Source organism: Pseudomonas sp. PA-7-1E (assembly GCF_021605325.1).
Classification (GTDB): domain Bacteria; phylum Pseudomonadota; class Gammaproteobacteria; order Pseudomonadales; family Pseudomonadaceae; genus Aquipseudomonas; species Aquipseudomonas fluorescens_BV.
The window spans coordinates 1-18,276 of sequence record NZ_WKFA01000038.1 but is presented as its reverse complement, the minus strand read 5'-3'; the positions used below and the strand labels follow the sequence as shown (position 1 = coordinate 18,276).

Annotated in this window: 16 protein-coding genes; 10 read left to right on the top strand and 6 right to left on the bottom strand. The window is 62.1% G+C overall.

The window, feature by feature from the left end:
• Nucleotides 1–263 precede the first annotated feature (263 nt).
• The 4 genes from GIW79_RS20700 (at nt 264) to GIW79_RS20685 (ending at nt 6,873) form a co-directional block, all read left to right on the top strand.
• On the top strand, nt 264–2,663 hold the full coding sequence (locus tag GIW79_RS20700) for a hybrid sensor histidine kinase/response regulator (RefSeq protein ID WP_197901259.1): 2,400 nt from the start codon (nt 264–266) through the stop codon (nt 2,661–2,663).
• A 195-nt stretch (nt 2,664–2,858) separates the two neighbouring features.
• On the top strand, nt 2,859–4,511 hold the full coding sequence (locus GIW79_RS20695) for an acyl-CoA dehydrogenase family protein (RefSeq protein WP_089042506.1): 1,653 nt from the start codon (nt 2,859–2,861) through the stop codon (nt 4,509–4,511).
• A 182-nt stretch (nt 4,512–4,693) separates the two neighbouring features.
• Nucleotides 4,694–6,166 carry an AMP nucleosidase gene (amn, locus tag GIW79_RS20690; RefSeq protein ID WP_153475217.1) on the top strand — a complete coding sequence of 491 codons (1,473 nt, stop codon included), beginning with the start codon at nt 4,694–4,696 and terminating at the stop codon, nt 6,164–6,166.
• Nucleotides 6,167–6,237: 71 nt separating this feature from the next.
• Entirely contained in the window at nt 6,238–6,873 is a 636-nt protein-coding gene (locus GIW79_RS20685) for a pseudouridine synthase (RefSeq protein ID WP_232914643.1), read from the top strand.
• Here the strand turns inward: GIW79_RS20685 and GIW79_RS20680 are convergent.
• Nucleotides 6,868–7,077, bottom strand: coding sequence for a DUF2788 domain-containing protein (locus GIW79_RS20680; RefSeq protein ID WP_025999909.1), 210 nt, complete (start codon nt 7,075–7,077; stop codon nt 6,868–6,870). The two genes, GIW79_RS20685 and GIW79_RS20680, sit on opposite strands and share 6 nt — an antisense overlap.
• A 227-nt stretch (nt 7,078–7,304) precedes the next feature.
• Nucleotides 7,305–7,784, bottom strand: coding sequence for an Lrp/AsnC family transcriptional regulator (locus GIW79_RS20675; RefSeq protein ID WP_003194418.1), 480 nt, complete (start codon nt 7,782–7,784; stop codon nt 7,305–7,307).
• A gap of 427 nt (nt 7,785–8,211) precedes the next feature.
• Between GIW79_RS20675 and GIW79_RS20670 the strand changes: the two genes are divergently transcribed.
• Nucleotides 8,212–9,174, top strand: a complete 963-nt coding sequence (locus tag GIW79_RS20670) for a DUF6515 family protein (protein ID WP_200583407.1) — start codon at nt 8,212–8,214, stop codon at nt 9,172–9,174.
• Here GIW79_RS20670 and GIW79_RS20665 read toward each other — a convergent pair.
• Nucleotides 9,171–10,064 carry a cation diffusion facilitator family transporter gene (locus GIW79_RS20665; protein ID WP_054896180.1) on the bottom strand — a complete coding sequence of 298 codons (894 nt, stop codon included), beginning with the start codon at nt 10,062–10,064 and terminating at the stop codon, nt 9,171–9,173. The genes GIW79_RS20670 and GIW79_RS20665 overlap by 4 nt on opposite strands.
• Before the next feature lie 9 nt (nt 10,065–10,073).
• Nucleotides 10,074–10,493 (bottom strand): hypothetical protein, encoded by a 420-nt coding sequence (locus GIW79_RS20660; protein WP_003194410.1) that lies wholly within the window; start codon nt 10,491–10,493, stop codon nt 10,074–10,076.
• Between the two features lie 253 nt (nt 10,494–10,746).
• On the opposite strand from GIW79_RS20660, the gene hrpB reads away from it, so the two are divergent.
• Nucleotides 10,747–13,257: an ATP-dependent helicase HrpB gene (hrpB, locus tag GIW79_RS20655; protein ID WP_200583408.1), complete on the top strand. Its 2,511-nt coding sequence runs from the start codon at nt 10,747–10,749 to the stop codon at nt 13,255–13,257.
• A 128-nt stretch (nt 13,258–13,385) separates the two neighbouring features.
• Nucleotides 13,386–14,141 (top strand): hydroxypyruvate isomerase family protein, encoded by a 756-nt coding sequence (locus GIW79_RS20650; RefSeq protein ID WP_200583409.1) that lies wholly within the window; start codon nt 13,386–13,388, stop codon nt 14,139–14,141.
• A 3-nt stretch (nt 14,142–14,144) separates the two neighbouring features.
• Here the strand turns inward: GIW79_RS20650 and GIW79_RS20645 are convergent, their stop codons facing one another.
• Nucleotides 14,145–15,233 carry an endonuclease/exonuclease/phosphatase family protein gene (locus GIW79_RS20645; RefSeq protein ID WP_060764064.1) on the bottom strand — a complete coding sequence of 363 codons (1,089 nt, stop codon included), beginning with the start codon at nt 15,231–15,233 and terminating at the stop codon, nt 14,145–14,147.
• A gap of 41 nt (nt 15,234–15,274) precedes the next feature.
• Nucleotides 15,275–15,934, bottom strand: coding sequence for a YciC family protein (locus tag GIW79_RS20640; protein WP_032873246.1), 660 nt, complete (start codon nt 15,932–15,934; stop codon nt 15,275–15,277).
• Nucleotides 15,935–16,116: 182 nt separating this feature from the next.
• Here GIW79_RS20640 and GIW79_RS20635 point away from each other — a divergent pair, with 182 nt between their 5' ends.
• The 3 genes from GIW79_RS20635 to GIW79_RS20625 all read left to right on the top strand — a co-directional run bounded on the left by GIW79_RS20635 (nt 16,117) and on the right by GIW79_RS20625 (nt 18,075).
• Nucleotides 16,117–16,842 carry a DUF2076 domain-containing protein gene (locus GIW79_RS20635; protein WP_200583410.1) on the top strand — a complete coding sequence of 242 codons (726 nt, stop codon included), beginning with the start codon at nt 16,117–16,119 and terminating at the stop codon, nt 16,840–16,842.
• 119 nt (nt 16,843–16,961) lie between these two features.
• Complete coding sequence (locus tag GIW79_RS20630; protein ID WP_003194396.1) at nt 16,962–17,438, top strand: LabA-like NYN domain-containing protein; 477 nt, start codon at nt 16,962–16,964, stop codon at nt 17,436–17,438.
• 25 nt (nt 17,439–17,463) lie between these two features.
• Entirely contained in the window at nt 17,464–18,075 is a 612-nt protein-coding gene (locus tag GIW79_RS20625) for a 3'-5' exonuclease (RefSeq protein WP_032895195.1), read from the top strand.
• Nucleotides 18,076–18,276 lie beyond the last annotated feature (201 nt).

Below are 18,276 nucleotides of genomic sequence, written 5' to 3'. Positions count from 1 at the left end.
TACCACCAAACGCTTTTTGCGTGGCTGCCTGGCGATGGCAGAAGTTTGCTGCTGCAGCGTCGCTTTGCGTGGCCGAACGCTGCAACGCAGTGGTCTGAAAGCATTGCGCTAGAGCTGTTCTAAAAAAAGTTCCGGCAGTGGCTAATGGCTTTTACTGGCTATGCTAAAGTGCATCCCAATAACTTACTGTATCGCCGGTGTACGTCTTCTCAAAAGGAATGGGGGGCTTTTGACACAACCGGACCAGGCTACGCTGGGGCTCTATGCGCTATTTGCTGATGTTTATATTGTGCGGGCTACCGATGCTCGCCGGCGCTGTCGAGTTCAACCAGGACACGCGCAGCCTCCCGTTGGGCCGGGTCATGCAAGTGCTCGAAGACCCAACCGATGCCCTCACCATCGCCGATGTCAGTTCCCCCGCCTATGCCGCCCAATTCAAGACCCACGACAAAGACACGCTCAATGCCGGCTATTCACGCTCGGTGTTCTGGCTGAAGGTCAACCTGCACTACACCGCCAAAGATCCCCGCGCACCACGCACCTGGTTTCTGGAACTGGCCTACCCGCCGCTCAATCGCCTGGACCTCTACCAGAACGACGGCACCGGCCACTACCGCCTCACCGCCCGCACCGGCAGCGCATTGCCTTTTTCCAGCCGTGAGGTGAGCCAGAGCAACTACCTGTTCAAGCTCAGCTTCTTGCCCGACCAGCAACAAACCGTCTACCTGCGCTTGCAAAGCCAAGGCTCGATCCAGGCACCGCTGACGTTGTGGGCGGGCACTGCCTATATGGAAGAGCAACCGTTGCGTTTGTACGTGCTCGGCGCCATCTACGGTGTGTTGCTGGGCATGCTGATCTACAACCTGTTTATCTACCTGAGCGTACGCGACACCAGCTACCTCTATTACATCTTCTATATCGCTTCGTTCGGCTTGTATCAGCTGTCGGTCAATGGCGTTGCGGTGGAGTACTTCTGGCCGAACAACCCCTGGTGGGCGAATGCGGCGGTTCCGTTCCTGATCGGCTCGGCGGCTTTGTTCGGCAGCCTGTTCGCGCGCAGTTTCCTGCACACTGCGCAGCACAGTCGCTGGCTCAACCGCATCCTGCTGGCGCTGGCGGCCTGTGGCGGGTTGGTGATGGCACTGGCGCTGTTGACCAGTTACGCCGTGGCCCTGCGCCTGGCCACTGCGCTGGCGCTGGTGTTTACCGTGACCATCTTCGTGGCGGCCATCAAGGCCTGGTATTGCGGGCAGCGCATGGCGCGTTATTTCATCATCGCCTGGTCGGCCTTCCTGCTCGGCGGGGTGATCAATACCCTGATGGTGCTGGGTTATCTGCCTAACGTGTTCCTGACCATGTACGCCAGCCAGCTCGGCTCAGCCATTGAAGTGGCGCTGTTGTCCCTGGCCCTGGCTGACCGTATCAACGGCATGCGCGAACAGCAGGCGCAGATTCTCCTCGATGCCAGCCAGAAGCTGGAAGCGCTCAACCAGCAACTGGCCCGCAGCAATCGCCTCAAAGACGAATTTCTCGCCACCCTGACCCACGAATTGCGCACGCCGATGAACGGTGTGATCGGCTCTTTGGAACTGATGCAAACCGTGCCTTTGGACGATGACCTGACGCAGTACCAGCAAACCGCCGCCGGCTCGGCGCGGGACATGATGCGCATGGTCAACGGCATCCTCACCCTCACCGAGTTGCAGGCCGGTCGCCTGGTGGCCCAGCCGCAAGTGTTCAGCCTGCGCGGCGAGCTCGATACCTTGCGCCAGCAGTTCACCGGCAGCGCCCAGGCCAAGGGGCTGGCGTTCTCCATTGACGTCGCGGATGAGCTGCCAGACCGGCTCATCGGCGATGCCCAAAAGTTGCGTCAGTGCCTGGATTGCCTGCTCGACAATGCGTTCAAATTCACCCACGTCGGCGCGGTGCGTTTGCGTGTGGTGGGCGTGCCGCAAGGGGATGGCGCCTTGCACTTGAGCTTTATCGTCACCGACACCGGTATCGGCTTTGCCTTTCTCGATGAGGCCACGTTGTATCAGCGTTTCTTTCAGTTGGACGGCTCGATGACGCGTGAATACGGCGGCCTGGGCATTGGCCTGGCGATTTGCCGGCAGTTGATCGAACTGCTGGGCGGGCGCCTGACCCATCATTCGGAGCCCCGTAAAGGCAGCCGCTTCCAGTTGGAAATGGACGTCAGCGCCGTGCCGCAGCAGGTGACGCCGGCCGCGCAGGCTTTGCCTGCACAGCGTGCGCCTCAGGAATGCACGGTGCTGTTGGTGGACGACAACAGCGTGGGCCAGTTGGCGGTGCGTGGCATGTTGCTCAAGCTCGGTTACCGGGTCAAAACCGTGGACAGCGGCCCGGCGGCGCTCGCTGCATTGCAGGGGCACAGTTTCGACGCCGTGCTGCTGGATGTGCCAGAGGGTGGCTTTTCGTTGTGCTGCCAGATTCGCGCATTGCCCGGCTGCGGTGAATTGCCGGTGATCGCCCTGAGCACTTCGCCCAATGGGCCGGAGCGTGAGCGCTGCCATGGTATTGGCATGACGGACCGACTGGCCAAACCGGTGCGTTTCGACGCCTTGCAGGCGGCGCTTGAGCGCAGCGTGCTGTGTGCGGATGAGGGTGAAAGCGCCGAGCATTCGGCACGTATGCCACTTTTTTAAGCGCGGTGGCGATGCTTAACTGAAAAAACCGGCCTCAATCGATCCGTGTTTTTTGTAGAAGCGAGCTTGCTCGCGAAGAACGTCAACGATAACGCGCCCCGCCTGGGTTAGCGCGTTGCTCTCAGGTTTTTCGCGAGCAAGCTCGCTCCTACAGGCAGCCTGAGATCGATGCGGCCTTTTTCCAGGAGGCCCGTCATGAACCTGCATCAGTTTGCCGAAACCCACGACGTCACCAACCAGCCACCGTCCCTGGACGGCACTAACCTGTATCGCATCGACTTGCCTTTGCAGGAATGGTCACGCCGCTTCGGCGCCGGTTGGGCACAAGCGCGCATTGATGCCTACGGTGCGCTGGCCGGTGGGCCGTTGATGGCAGCCGGGTTCCTGGCCAACCAGAACAAACCGGTGTTCAGTAGCCATGACCGTTACGGCCATCGTATCGACCTGGTGGAGTTTCACCCGGCTTATCACGAGTTGATGCGCACCGCCGTCGAGCATGGCCTGCCGTCGTTGCCGTGGGCCCATCCGCAGCCTGGCGCCCATGTGGCGCGTGCGGCGATGACCTACCTGCATAGCCAGGCCGAAGCCGGCAGCGGCTGCCCGCTGACCATGACCTTCGCCTGCGTTCCGGCCCTGCGCCTGCAACCGGAGCTGGCGGACCTCTGGCTGCCTAAAGTGCTCAATACTCACTACGACCCGCGCAATGTCGGCATCGCCCACAAGGCCGGCGTTACTATCGGCATGGCCATGACCGAGAAGCAGGGCGGCACCGACGTGCGCGCCAATACCACTCGCGCTTATCCCGTGGGCGCGGGTGGCCCCGGCCAAGCCTACGAACTGGTGGGGCATAAGTGGTTCTGCTCGGCACCAATGTGCGATGGCTTCCTGACCCTGGCCCAGACCGATAAGGGTCTGACCTGTTTTTTGCTGCCCCGGCACCGCCCGGATGACACGCGCAACGAGTTCTACATCCAGCGCTTGAAGAACAAACTCGGCAACTGCTCCAACGCCTCCAGCGAAGTGGAGTTTCGCGGCGCCCTGGCGTGGATGGTCGGTGAAGAAGGCCGCGGCGTTCCAACCATTATCGAAATGGTTGCCATGACACGTTTCGATTGCATGGTCGGCTCCAGCGCCTTGATGCGCCAGGCGCTGACCCAGGCCAGCCATCACTGCGCCCATCGCCAAGTGGGTGGCCGCGTGCTCAGCGAGCAGCCGCTGATGCAGAACGTGCTGGCCGACCTGGCCCTGGAAAGCGAAGCGGCCCTGGCCTTGAGCCTGCGCATGGGGCGTGCCCTGGATCAGCTTGATGATGAACATGAAGCCAAGTTCGCCCGGCTGGTCACAGCCGTGGGCAAGTATTGGATCTGCAAGCGCGCGCCCGCGATGATCAACGAAGCCGCCGAATGCATGGGCGGCGCCGGGTACGTGGAAGACAGCATCCTGCCGCGTCTTTACCGTGAGGCACCGGTTAACTCCACGTGGGAAGGCTCTGGCAATGTGCAATGCCTGGACGTGCTGCGTGCGTTGTCCAAAGAGCCGGGTGTGCTGGAGGTGTTGTTTGTGGAGCTGGGGGATGGCCATGGCGACAAACAGCTGGCGCGGCATATCGAGCAGTTGAAGGCGGCGTTCATGGACACCCAGGATATCCAGTATCGGGCACGGCAACTGACCGAGGACATTGCCCTGGCGTTGCAGGCCAAGTTGTTGCTGGAGGCGGGCAATGCGGCGGTGAGCGACGGGTTTATCGCCAGTCGGTTGGGTGAGTCGTCGGGGCGGGTATATGGCACCTTGCCGCGTGGGGTGGATGTGCAAGCTATTGTCGCCCGCTCAACCCCACAATCCCTCTGAATAAACACAGTCAAATGTGGGAGCTGGCTTGCCTGCGATAGCGGTGGTCCAGCCAGCAATTATGTGGCTGATAGACCGCTATCGCAGGCAAGCCAGCTCCCACCTATCAAAGCATTCCACTTCCGGTGTTTCGGTGAGGCCTGGATACAGGCAAGATAAAGGCCTGCAAGTCAGAACACAGGATGCTTACCGTGACCGAAGCTTTTGTTGTCGTTAAAACCGCCGAAGAAGCCGTGGACCGGCTGGCGGCGCTGCATGAGCGTGCGACTGGCGCGCTCAACCAAGCGCTCAAGCAATACCTCAAGGACCGCGTCGAACCCGACGCCGCTCAACGCGCACTGTTTCGCTACCCGGAACTGCGCCTGACCTACCACTGCCACGGCGAAGTCCCACAGACCACCCGTGCGTATGCCAAGGTGCAGTTGCCCGGTACCTATAGCGTCACCGTGACCCACCCGGCCGCGTTCCGTAAGTACCTGCTGGAGCAACTGGTGCCGCTGATGCACGACTTCACCGTGACGGTGGAAGTGGGCGTCAGCCAGCAGAACATCCCGTACCCCTATGTGGTGGAGCAGGGTGATGAACTGGCCGGCTCCGGCGTCACCGCCGCGACCCTGGCTCGTGTATTCCCCAGTACCGACCTGTCCGCCGCCACCGACGGCATTGCCGATGGCCTGTACGACTGGGAAAACACCGACCCACTGCCCCTGGCCCTGTTCGATGCCGCCCGCGTGGACTTTTCCCTGCGTCGTCTGGTGCATTACACCGGCAGCGACTGGCGCCATGTGCAGCCGTGGATCTTGCTGACCAACTACCACCGCTACGTGGACCAGTTCATCCTGCATGGCCTGGAGCAACTGCGCAGCGACCCGCGGTTTATCCGTATGGTGCTGCCCGGCAACGTGGTGATCGACAAGAGCATGGACCACGGCGAAGCCTCGGCCATTGCCGCCGGCGTGGTCTGGCACCGCTACCAGATGCCGGCGTATCACCTGCAGGCCACTGACGGCCACGGCGTGACCTTGGTGAACATCGGCGTAGGCCCGTCCAACGCCAAGAACATCACCGACCACTTGGCCGTACTACGCCCGCATTGCTGGCTGATGATCGGCCACTGCGGCGGCCTGCGCCAATCCCAGACCATCGGCGACTACGTACTGGCCCACGCCTATATGCGCCGCGACGGGATTCTCGACCGCGTGGTACCGCCGAACATCCCTATTCCGGCCCTGGCCGAAGTGCAGTTGGCGCTTCAGCAGGCGGCGGCCAAGGTCACTGGCGAAAAAGGCGAAGAGCTGAAAAAACGCCTGCGCACCGGTACCGTGCTGACCTATGACGACCGGAACTGGGAACTGCGCTGGGCCCAGGAGCGGCCGCTGATCAACCTGTCCCGCGCCGTGGCCGTGGACATGGAAAGTGGCACCATCGCCGCCCAGGGTTACCGTTTGCGCGTGCCTTACGGCACCTTGTTGTGCGTATCGGACAAACCCTTGCACAGCGAGATCAAGCTGCCGGGTTCGGCCAACGCGTTCTATGAGCGTGCGGTCAGCCAGCACTTGAAGATCGGCATCGAGGCGGTCGACCTGTTGCGCACCGAACTCAACTCCCTGCACTCGCGCAAACTACGCAGCTTCGACGAGCCGCCGTTCCGCTAAGCGGTTGGGATGGTCATTTAGCGGTCAGGCCACTAGCATTGTCGGTCCTGACCGTTAGATGTTCCTTTGCCATGTCCCGTCCCAGCCGTCCTGATTCGCGCCGTCCTGGCGTGAAACCACCGCACTCTGCCGCTCGCCGCGTTGCCAAGGCGCCACCGGCCGAGCCCAAGTTGATCCTGTTCAATAAACCCTTCGATGTGCTGACCCAGTTCAGCGACGAAGGTGGGCGCGCGACCCTCAAGGATTTTATTGATATCCCCGGCATTTACCCGGCAGGGCGCCTGGACCGTGACAGCGAGGGCCTGCTGCTGCTGACCAACGATGGTCAGCTACAAGCGCGGATTGCCGACCCCAAGCACAAACTGGCGAAAACCTACTGGGTGCAGGTAGAAGGTGAACCCACCGAAGAACAGCTGCAACGCCTGCGCCAAGGCGTGGAACTCAACGACGGCATGACCTTGCCGGCCGAGGCACGGCAACTGGATGAGCCGGCATTATGGCCGCGCAACCCGCCGGTACGCTTTCGCAAAAGCGTGCCGACGTATTGGCTGGAGTTGGTGATACGTGAAGGGCGCAACCGTCAGGTACGGCGCATGACCGCAGCAGTGGGCTTGCCGACGCTGCGCCTGGTGCGCGTGCGTATTGGTGAGTGGTCGATCGACGGCTTGGATCAAGGCCAGTGGAAGGCAGTGCCGGCGCGCTTATAAGGCGCCGGATTCAATCAGGCCGATCACCACGCTCTTGATGATGAACGCCGCCACGCCCAGGCCCAGCACGAAAAACAGGATGAACGAACCAAAACGCCCGGCCTTGGATTTCTTCGCCAGGTCCCAGACGATGAAGCCCATGAAAATGATGAGGATAGTGACCAGGCCGGTCATCATCCATTCTTCAAACAGGGCGGGGTCGATGTTGTTCATGGGGCTCTTCCGACAAGACAAGCGAGCAGTATACGGCAGCGTCACAGACGCAACATTGACCTGAGTCCTGCACGGTCAAACTGTGGGGGGCCTGATGTCATTGTAGGAGCGAGCTTGCTCGCGAAAAACTCACAGACGCCGCGTTCATTCAGGAGGCACGGGTTATCGTTAACGTTTTTTGCGAGCAAGCTCGCTCCTACAGTTGAGCATCGTTGTTCTCAGGTGCGCAGGTGGGTCAGGGGCAGTTCGGTGCTGTTCAATACCTGGTTGAGCACAAAGCTGGACCGCACGCTGGTCACCCCTTCGATTCGGGTCAGATGCCCCAGAAGCAATTTCTGATAGTGATCCATGTCCGGCACTACCACCTTCAACTGGTAGTCCGCATCCATCCCGGTCACCAAACTGCACTCCAGCACTTGCGGCAGGGTGCGGATGGCGGCTTCGAAATTCTCGAAGCGTTCCGGCGTGTGACGGTCCATGCCGATCAGTACGTAGGCCGTAAGGCTCAGGCCGAGCATCTTGCGGTCGAGCAGGGCGACCTGGCGGGCGATGTAGCCGTCGTCTTCCAATTGCTTGACCCGGCGTGAGCAGGGCGAAGGCGACAGGCCGATGCGTTCGGCCAGCTCCTGGTTGGAGATCCTCGCGTCGCGCTGCAATTCCGCCAGAATACTCAGGTCGTATCGGTCAAGCTTGCTCATTGGGTTGGCCTTTGTCGTAACTATTGCGGTGAATTATCCATGAAGGGTTAAAAATTGCGCAAGCACTGTTTATTGACGCAATCTTCGCAATCCTCTGCCCGCCTGGCACGCCTATGATTACCAACAGAATCACCGCCTGGACAACAGTCCACAGCAGCGCGCCCAATCAGGCCCGTTGCGGCCGCCGCCCCAGCAGGGTTGAGCCGGCCTCCAGGCTGCACACTGTCCACAAGACGGCGTGAGGTGAGCCAACGTCAAAAGCGTTGAGCACGGACGAAATTCTCAAGGGGTGGCCGACGGGTCACCCCTTTTTCTTTGTGCGCGTTTTGCCTTCAGAAAATAGTTCTCGTGACTGATAACCTGTCTCAGAACCGGGCGAGGCGTTTCCAGTCTCATGATCAAGCCCCAATCCGCAGTGAGGAAAAGCATGAAGCGCATCTGGCGTATGGCAGGTGTTGGTTTGCTGGTGGTCAGCGTCGGCTCCCAGGCGATGGCCGACGAACGCGATAACTCACCGGGCCAGGGGCAACGGCCTGAGCACAATCAGCCACGCCCACAAAACCCGCAGGGTGATCGTGGCGGCGAGCACGAGGGTGGCCAATGGCAAGGTCGGCCTCAAGGTCATGAGCCGGGGCGACCAGCACCGCAACCGCAACCCTCCAATAACCTGCCGATCCAGGGCCGGCCCGATACCGTGCGCCAGACCCAGGAGCCGCGCCAGGGTTATTACCGTGATATTCCCAGACGCCCCGATGACAACCGGCATTGGGAGGCCGGCGGCCCCGGTTCGCGTCCGAGTAACGATCGCCCCGGTGATAACCGCTGGCCAGGCCGCCCCGACGGGCATGGCAATGGCTGGGGCCCAGGCCCGCAGCATCGCCCTGGATATGTCATCGACCGTTTCCCCGATCGCAATTACCGCGTGCCTTACCGTGGCCAGGACTACTTTTTCTCCGGCGGCTACTGGTATCGCCCCCAAGGCCCACGCTACGTAGTGGTGACGCCGCCCTATGGCATTCGCGTGCATTACCTGCCGGACTACGCACGTGAAGTGTGGGTAGGCGGCTCGCTGTTGTTCCTCGCCGCAGGCGCCTATTACGCCTACGAGCAAAGCACCCAGCAATACGTGGTGGTACAACCACCGACGCAGGTGCCATCACCTCCGCCGACGCCTCAAGGCAACGGCTATGACGTGGTGGCTTACCCGGCCAACGGCCAATCGCCAGCCCAGGTACAGCAGGACGGCTACGACTGTTATCGCTGGGCGGTGCAACAAAGTGGCTTCGACCCGCGCACCGTTACCTATGCCCCGGACCCTACGGTGGTACAAACTTACCGCCAGGCCCAGGGCAACTGCCTGGGCAGTCGTGGATATCAGGTGCAGTACTAGGTTTTGTTGCCGGTGACCACTTCCCGCGGGTCGGCATGCACCAGCACTTCGGCCTTCGGATATTCCCGGTGGATGGCATCGGCGGCCTGGTCGCTGATGCCGTGGGCCACCGACAGCGTTAACTCGCCCGGCAACTCCAGGTGCAACTGCACAAACCAGTGGTTGCCGGAAACCCGCGTACGCAAGTCGTGGGCACCCAGCACGCCGGGTACGCCCCGGGCCAGTTCCAGCATGTGCTGGCTGACGTCTGGCGGTAACTCTTCATCCATCAGCACCGCAAAGCTTTCCCGGGCGATCTGGATCGCGCTCCACAGAATGTAAGCGGCGATTCCCAGGCCGAACCAGGCGTCGACCTGATGAAAGCCAAAGCCTGCCAACACCAGCGCAATCAGGATGCTGCCATTGAGCAGCAAGTCTGAGCGGTAATGCAGCGAGTCGGCGCGCACCGCGTTGGAGCCGGTCTCGCGCACCACGCGGTGTTGCAGCACCAGCAGGGCCACGGTCAGCGCCAGGGACAAGATAATCACGCCGATACTCAACCACGGTGCGCCAACCGGCTCTGGGTGCTTGAGCCGTTCATACGCCTGGAGCGCAATCAGCACCGCACTGCCGGCGATAAACAAGGCCTGCGCCATCCCCGCCAGCGACTCCGCCTTGCCATGCCCATAACGGTGATCGTCATCGGCCGGGCGCAGGGCGTAATGCACTGCCAGCAAATTCAACAGCGAAGTGACGCCGTCGAGCAGTGAGTCGGTCAGCCCGGCGAGCATGCTCACCGAGCCGCTGAGCCACCAGGCGATGGCCTTGGTCACAATCAGCACACAGGCCACGCCCACCGAGGCGCGGGTGGCCAGGCGCAAGAGCCTTGCGTGTTCGGGGCTGCTGGTCATGAGCTGTCCTTACGCGGCAGGCTGCAGGCCCAGGGCCGCCAGTTGCTGCACGCTGCCCTTGAACTGGATCAGGCGCGGGTCATCCAGCGGCAAGGTGCGGCCGGTTTCCTTCTGGATGATGCTTTGCAGCTTGGCGTTATCGACCGTGCCGTCGGCGCCGATGGCTTCGTGCAGTTTCTCGGGGGCGACCTGGGCGGTCTTGCCCGGTTCGAAGTAAATGGCGCCCGTGGCGAAGTCGACACCGAAGGCGATCAGGCCGGGGATCACATAAAACAACAGGCCGAGGGCATCGAGTACCGCGATGGTTGGGTCGATCTTGCCGTCGATCTGGCCACGGCGGTCGGGGTAGAAAATCGACCCACAGGCGGTGAGTTGGCTCAGCAGGGTGACGGCGAGGACACCGCCGATGACACGGGAAGCGATACGCATGAAAAAGTCTCCTGAACAGATTTAAGGGTGACTATAAGCCAGATCGGCCAGGCGCCGATGAATCCATGTGGGAGCTGGCTTGCCTGCGATAGCGTCGGCTCGGGGAATACAGTGGCAACTGTCATACCGCTATCGCAGGCAAGCCAGCTCCGACCTTTGACTGCATTCCCAGTCCCAAGAGTGGCTGTTTTTGAGACCCGCATCGGCATCCGGCAGTTCGCCGTTATACTCGCCGCTCTGCTTTGGAGCCAGTATGAATTCGTTGCCGATCGATGATGTTTTACCCGCCTTGCGTGACGCCTTGGCTCATCGCCATGAAGCCGTGCTGGAAGCGCCCCCCGGCGCCGGTAAAACCACCCGCGTGCCCTTGGCTTTGTTGCATGAGCCCTGGCTCGCCGGGCAAACCATCCTGATGCTCGAACCCCGGCGCCTGGCTGCTCGTGCTGCTGCCGAGCGGCTGGCCAGTGAACTGGGTGAAAAGGTCGGTGAGACCGTGGGCTACCGCATTCGCCTGGACAGCAAAGTCGGCCCTAACACGCGCATCGAGGTCGTCACCGAAGGCATCCTCACCCGCCGCCTGCAGGACGATCCGGCGCTGGACGGCGTGGGCTTGTTGATCTTCGACGAATTCCACGAGCGCAGCCTCGACGCCGACCTGGCGCTGGCCCTGAGCCTTAACGGCCGCGAGCTGTTTCGCGACGAGCAGCCGCTGAAAATCCTGCTGATGTCCGCCACCCTCGAAGGCGAGCGCCTGGCCGGTCTGCTGGATGACGCGCCGATCCTGCGCAGTGAGGGGCGCATGTTCCCGGTGCAGATGCGCTGGGGGCGCCCTTACCAGGCCGGGGAGTTTATCGAGCCGCGCGTGGTGCAAACCATCCTCGAAGCCCTGCATGACGAGGCCGGCAGTGTGCTGGTATTTCTGCCGGGGCAGGCGGAGATTCGCCGGGTCAACCAGCAACTGGCCGATGCCCTGGGTGATCGCCCTGATGTGCTGCTGTGCCCGTTGCACGGTGAGCTGGACCTCAATGCCCAGCGCGCCGCCATCGACCCGGCGCCGGCCGGCAAGCGCAAAGTGGTGTTGGCTACCAACATCGCCGAGACCAGCCTGACCATCAACGGCGTACGCGTGGTGATCGACGCCGGGTTGGCTCGGGTGCCGCGTTTCGACCCCGGCAGCGGCATGACCCGCCTCGACACCCAGCGCATCTCCCGCGCCAGCGCCACCCAGCGCGCCGGTCGGGCAGGACGGTTGGAACCGGGGGTGTGTTATCGGTTGTGGTCCGAAGACCAGCACGACGGTCTGGCCGCTTATGGCAGCGCGGAAATCCTCGCCGCCGACCTGGCGGGGCTGGCCTTGCAACTGGCCCGTTGGGGCGTGACGCCCAGCCAGTTGGTGTGGCTGGATGCGCCGCCCACAGCCGCGTATGCCCAGGCCCAGGACCTGTTGCAACGCCTCGGTGCATTGAACGACGAAAACCTCACCGCCCATGGCCAGAAGATGGCCGAGTTGCCCGCCCACCCGCGTATTGCCCACCTGTTATTGCGTGGCCAAGACCTGGGGCTCGCCGCCACCGCCTGTGACGTGGCGGCGCTGTTGGGCGAGCGCGATATCCTGCGCGGCGGCGGTGCCGATTTGCACAGCCGCCTGGCGCTGATGTCTGGCGAGGAGCGTGCGCGAGGTACCCAGGGTGGCGTGCAGCGCGCCAAGCAACTGGCCCGGCAATACCGTGGCTACCTGCGCGGCAAGGCGACCCAGCCGGTGGACAACCCCGACCACCCGCGCTGGCTCGGCGCCTTGCTGGCACTGGCCTACCCGGACCGCGTCGCCCAGCAACGTCGCCCCGGTGGCGCTGAATACCGCCTGGCCAATGGCCGCGCAGCGCTGTTTGCCGAAGCCGACAGCCTGATGAAACAACCCTGGCTGGTGATCGCCGACCTGGGCAGCCGCCAGGGCCAGCGCGAAGAACGCATCTACCTGGCGGCGGATTTTGATCCGGCACTGTTCGACACGGTGCTGACCGAGCAAGTGCGCAACGTCGACCAACTCGACTGGGACGAGCGCGAAGGCGTCTTGCGTGCCGAGCGCCAACGCAAAGTCGGTGAACTGGTGCTCAGCCGCGACCCCCTGACCGGCCTCGACGAATCCGCCCGCAGCCAGGCGCTGGTCAACCTGGTGCGCCGCAAAGGCCTGGAACTGCTGCCCTGGACCCCGGAACTGCGTCAGTGGCAAGCCCGTGTGATGCTGCTGCGCCAATTGGATGCCGGCAACACCAGCGAGTGGCCCGACCTCAGCGACAAGGCCCTGCTCGCCAGCCTCGAACACTGGCTGATGCCTTACCTGGGCAAAGTCTCGCGCCTCAGCCATTTCGCCAACCTGGATATCTCCAGCTACCTGCACAACCTGCTGCCCTGGCCCTTGCCCCAACGCCTGGAAGAGCTGGCGCCGCAGCATGTGAAAGTGCCGTCGGGGTCATCGGTACGCCTGGACTACAGCGAGCAGCCGCCGATCCTGGCGGTGCGCTTGCAGGAATTGTTCGGGCTGGCAGACACCCCGCGCATTGCCGGCGGACGCCTGGCCGTGAAGTTGCACTTGCTGTCCCCGGCGCGTCGGCCGGTGCAGGTCACGCAGGACCTGGCGAACTTCTGGCGCAGTACCTATGCCGAGGTGAAGAAGGATCTCAAGGGGCGATACCCCAAGCATTATTGGCCGGATGACCCGTTGGTGGCCGAAGCGACGGCCAGGATCAAGCCCAGAAAGCCCTGAGTGTTCAAGTCATTCCCAGTCTTTACGCAGGCTGGGCTCATTACCTGAAGGCTTGGAATCAGGGATTCGGCCGCCAACGACACCCAAGGCTGATGATTTCGTTTTTTCCCAGGATGGATATGTACCCAATGCTCAAGTTCAATGCTCACCTCGGTTTCCAATTCAACGAGTTGCCTTTTCTGCAACGCATCGAAGCCGCCGCCGCTGCCGGTTTCAGGGCAGTGGAGTTCCCGTCACCCTATGAATTCGACGCCAGCCTGCTCGCTGACCATCTGGCCCAATACAACCTGCCGTTGATTCAGTTCGCAGCGCCAGCGGGCGTGACCAAAGGCATCGCTGCCTTGCAGGGCAAGGAACAGGAATTTCGCGAGGGGCTGCGCGAGGCGGCCCGCTATGCGCAGGCGCTGAACTGCTCGGATGTGCACATCATGTCGGGCGTGACCACGCCTCAGGATGAGAGCGCGCTTGCCTACACCAATAACCTGGAATACGCGATCAAGTACCTTGAAGATCAGGGTTTGCGAACGTTGATAGAAGTCATCAGCCCGCAGGCGATGCCTGGCTATTACCTGTCTGACTTCAGCAAGGCCCAGCAGGTGCTGGAAACCTTTACGAGTGTCGGGCTGATTCTGGACCTTTACCATGCCCAGTTGTTGACCTGCGACCCAGCCGGGGTGCTGGCGCAGTTTTACGACAGGACCGTCCATGTACAAATCGCCGACAACCCGGGGCGTCATGAGCCGGGCACCGGGACCATGGACTTTGCTGGCTTGTTCGCGGCGCTGGAGCAGCGTGGCTACCGAGGATGGATCGGCTGTGAATACCGCCCATCCGGCACCACGGTTGCCAGCCTTGAGTGGCTTAAGCCGCTCCTGAAACCCTAGGGGTTATTGCGCGGCAGGCAACAGGAATCGGGCGATCACCGGCAGGTGATTGGAAATACGCAACGTATCTTCCTGCCGCACCTTGGCTTCCACGCGTTTGATCCGCGAGCTGTAGAACAGATAATCCAGCGTGCGATCCGGGCCATCAAGGCCTGGGTCGTTGGGGAAGTGCGTCAGCCATTTCTCGCGGTCGATGCCACTGGATTGGCTGTTGCTGGGGATCATCGGGTACTTGTCCCACAGCAGATGCAACTCACTGTCCGGCGAATACTGGCCACGCTTTTCTGCGTCCAGGCGCAGGAACTGGCCCAGTGGCAGCAGGTTGAAATCCCCGCCAATCAACCAGGGTGTGCCGCGACCTTCGAGTTTATCCAGCAGTCTTACCGTACTCGTCACTTGCTCCCGCACGGCACTGCGCCCTGGCGCACCGGCGTCCAGGCGGGTGTTGAGCACCGCCAGTTGGCCTCCGTCGCTCAAGGGCAGATACGTCAGCAGCAGGGCCGGCTTGGGTTGGAACTGACGGCTGACAAAGTTGGCGTCGGCGGTTGGCAATTGCAGGCGTTCGGCGTGTTCGATCTGGTAGCGGCTGAGCGTAGCGAGCTTGCGCCCGACGCTACCGAAGATATGCAGGCTGGGCACAAAATCGGCTTTCCAGTCGAAGGCCTGGGCGCTGCACGGGTAGAGGTCGACCAGACGCTCCTGCAACAGCGCAAGCTGGTCCTGATAATGGGAAGGCTTGGCGCCTTCGTCGACTTCCTGCAACAGCAGGATGTCGGGTTGTTCGTCGCGAATCACCCGCGCCACTTCGTCGAGGCTAAAGGCCATGTCTTCGACGGTGGGGCGATCGTCGGGGCCGCTGCCGTCCGGGGTGTCGTACCAGAACACGTAGTTCTTGCCGGCCAGGTATTGCACATTCCAGGTCATAACCTTGAGCGCCTGCCCCGGCAACAGTGTCGGGGCGCGGGGTGCCACGCAACTGACGGGCAGGGTCTCTTTGTCGGCAGGGCGCCAGGTCAGGCTGTAGATCAGCGCGGCCAGCAGGCCGGCGATGATCAACAGGCTCAACAGGGTTATGCGCAATAAACGGGTCATCGGCTCGGCTTATATGCGTGTCAGAAGAGCCACGGAGCATATCACCGCACGTCGGCGTCGCCACCGATCAGCATGAATAAACGGAACAGCACCACGCTGGTGAACAGTTGCAGGAAGCTGTGGGCGCTGTCCATCAGCAACCCCAGCAACGGCGCGGGCTCAGGGTACGCCGCCACGCTGGCGCCCTTGAGCAGCCACAACGGCGTCATCACACACAGCAGGCACACCAGGATGCGCCAGAAATGCCCGCGGGTCAGGCGAAAGCTTTCCTTCATCGCCTCCAGGGCGGGCATGCCGCGCAGCACCAGCAGGTATTCGGCAAACGCCAGCACCACCATCAGCCACAAGCCCGGCAGGAAATACAGCGACAGCCCCAACAGAATCAGCAACGTGCTCATGGCTGTCAGCAGGGCAAAACGCGGCCACAGGCTCAAGGCCATGGCCCACACGTCCTTGGTGCGCGGCGACTCGCCTCGGGTGCGGGCGTCGAGAAACAGGATCAGGGCGCCGGTGTACAGCGGGTACACCAACAAACCTACGACCACGCTGTAGCCGGGAAACGCATCCGGGCCCAGCGTGTGGTCCAGCACCTGTTGCAGCAAGGCTTCGAGGATCACCAATGGCAGGCACAGCTGGACGATGGCGCCCAGGTTGCGCTGGGTAAAGCGGAAGGAGTCGCGCAAAACGTCTAACGGATTCATCAGGGTCATCACAGGCCTGGAAGCAGAGGGCCACACTTTAACCGATCAGGGTCCAAGGGGCGCAAACGTAAACCTTGAGTAAAGACCATTGAAACAACTCGTAACATCCCCATAACTGGAAAGCCCCCAGCCTGATCACAGGCGGGACCGGAATTTTTTATCGGCAATCTAACGAGGTCGCCATGAATAGCGAAGAGCAAACCCTGATCGATGGACTGTTTTCACGGTTGCAGCAAGCCGAAACGGACTCAGCCCCCCGCGACGCCCAGGCCGAAGCGCGGATCAAGGAGCATATGGCTCGCCAACCTGCCGTCGGCTACTACATGACCCAGTCGATTCTGGTACAGGAACATGCGTTGCAGAGTCTTGACGCGCAGAACAAGCAACAGGCCCAGCAGATTCAGCAATTGCAGGACGAGCTGCAACGGGCCAAGGCCACGCAACCTGCGCCGGCCAGCGATGGTGGGTTCCTGTCGAGCATCTTTGGCGGCGGCTCCCGTGAGCCACAGCCTGCGCCGAGCAACTCAGGTGGCGGCTGGCGTGAACCGGCGCGGCCATCGTTCAACCAGCCAGCGCCCCAGCAGAACTATCAGCCGGCGCAAGCACCGGCAGCCGCGCCAGCCGGCAGTGGCTTCCTCGGTGGTGCCATGAAGACCGCCGCCGGCGTGGCCGGTGGGGTGTTGCTGGCCGAAGGGATCAGCAGCCTGTTCCATCACAACCAGCAACCGCAGGTGGTGGAGGAGATCATCGAACAACCGGCACCGGCCAGTGATTCAGGTAACTGGGGCAACGATGACCAGACGTTTGCCGGCAACGACAGCTGGGGCAGCAATAACGCCGATAGCTTCGCCGACAGCGATTATTCCGACGATTCCTCTTCCTTTGGCGACGACGATTCCTTCGTCTGACACACCAGGCCCGGGGCGCTGCTGCGCTCCGGTCTGATTTTTTCCCGGAAACGCTCCCTTGGCTGGCATACTGGCGCCCTTTCCGGGCGCTGGCGCCTGGCTGTCCATGAGGAAGTGCGGTGAAAAAAATTGCAGTGTTCGCCGATGTGCAAAACCTCTACTACACCGTGCGCCAGGCCTATGGTTGCCACTTCAACTACGCCGCCCTGTGGGCTGACATCAGCGCGCGCGGGCAGATTGTCGAGGCGTACGCCTATGCCATTGACCGCGGCGACAGCAAGCAGCAACAGTTCCAGCAGATCCTGCGCAACCTGGGCTTCACGGTAAAACTCAAGCCGTATATCCAGCGCAGCGACGGCTCCGCCAAGGGCGACTGGGACGTGGGCATCACGCTGGACATCATGGACGCCGCCGACCATGTCGACGAAGTCGTGCTGGCCTCCGGTGACGGTGATTTCGACATGTTGCTCGAACGCATCATCCACAAGCATGGCGTGCGGGCCGTGGCCTACGGCGTGCCGGGGCTGACGGCCAACTCATTGATACGCGCCGCCAGCCACTACGTGCCGATCGAAGGCGCGTTGTTGCTCAAATAGATCGTAGAACGGAGTTGGAACAGGTTTGGAACGTATAGCGGTCATCGACTTTGAAACCACTGGCATCACCCCCAGCAGCCACTGCCGGGCCACGGAGATTGGCGTGGTCATCCTCGAGCGTGGGCAGATCGTGGACCGCTACCAGAGCCTGATGAACGCCGGTGTGCGCGTACCGGCGTTTATCGAACAGCTCACCGGCATCAGCAACGCCATGCTGCGCAGCGCGCCACCGGCTGAACGGGTGATGAACGAAGTCAATGAGTTCGTCGGCACCACGCCCTTGATGGCGCACAACGCCGCGTTCGACCAGAAGTTCTGGGACTTTGAACTGGGCCTGATCCGCCGCACCCGCCTGCAGAAATTCGCCTGCTCCCTGCTGCTGGCCCGCCGCCTGATGCCGGCGGCGCCCAACCACAAGCTCGGCACCCTCAACACCTACGCCAAACTGCCCCACACCGGCCAGGCTCACCGGGCGCTGGCGGATGCGGAAATGGCCGCCAACCTCACAGCGCACCTGGCCCAGGAACTGCGCCAGACTCATGGCTTGCGGGAGCTGTCCCATGACTTGCTGTGTACCTTGCAAAAAGTGCCGGCCGCGAAGATCAATGAGCACCTGAAGAAACATCGCGGGTTTTAAGGCCTGGCGCTGATCGTCCCCACGCTCCGCGTGGGCATGCATCTGGAGACGCTCCGCGTCACGACTTTAAGAGTGGACGCAGAGCGCCCAGGGCGGCATTCCCACGCAGAGCGTGGGAACGATCAGCAAACAGCGCGGGTTCTGATCCGGCTACTGCCTCAAGAACACTGGAGTTCCCATGTGGGCGCTGGCTTGCCTGCG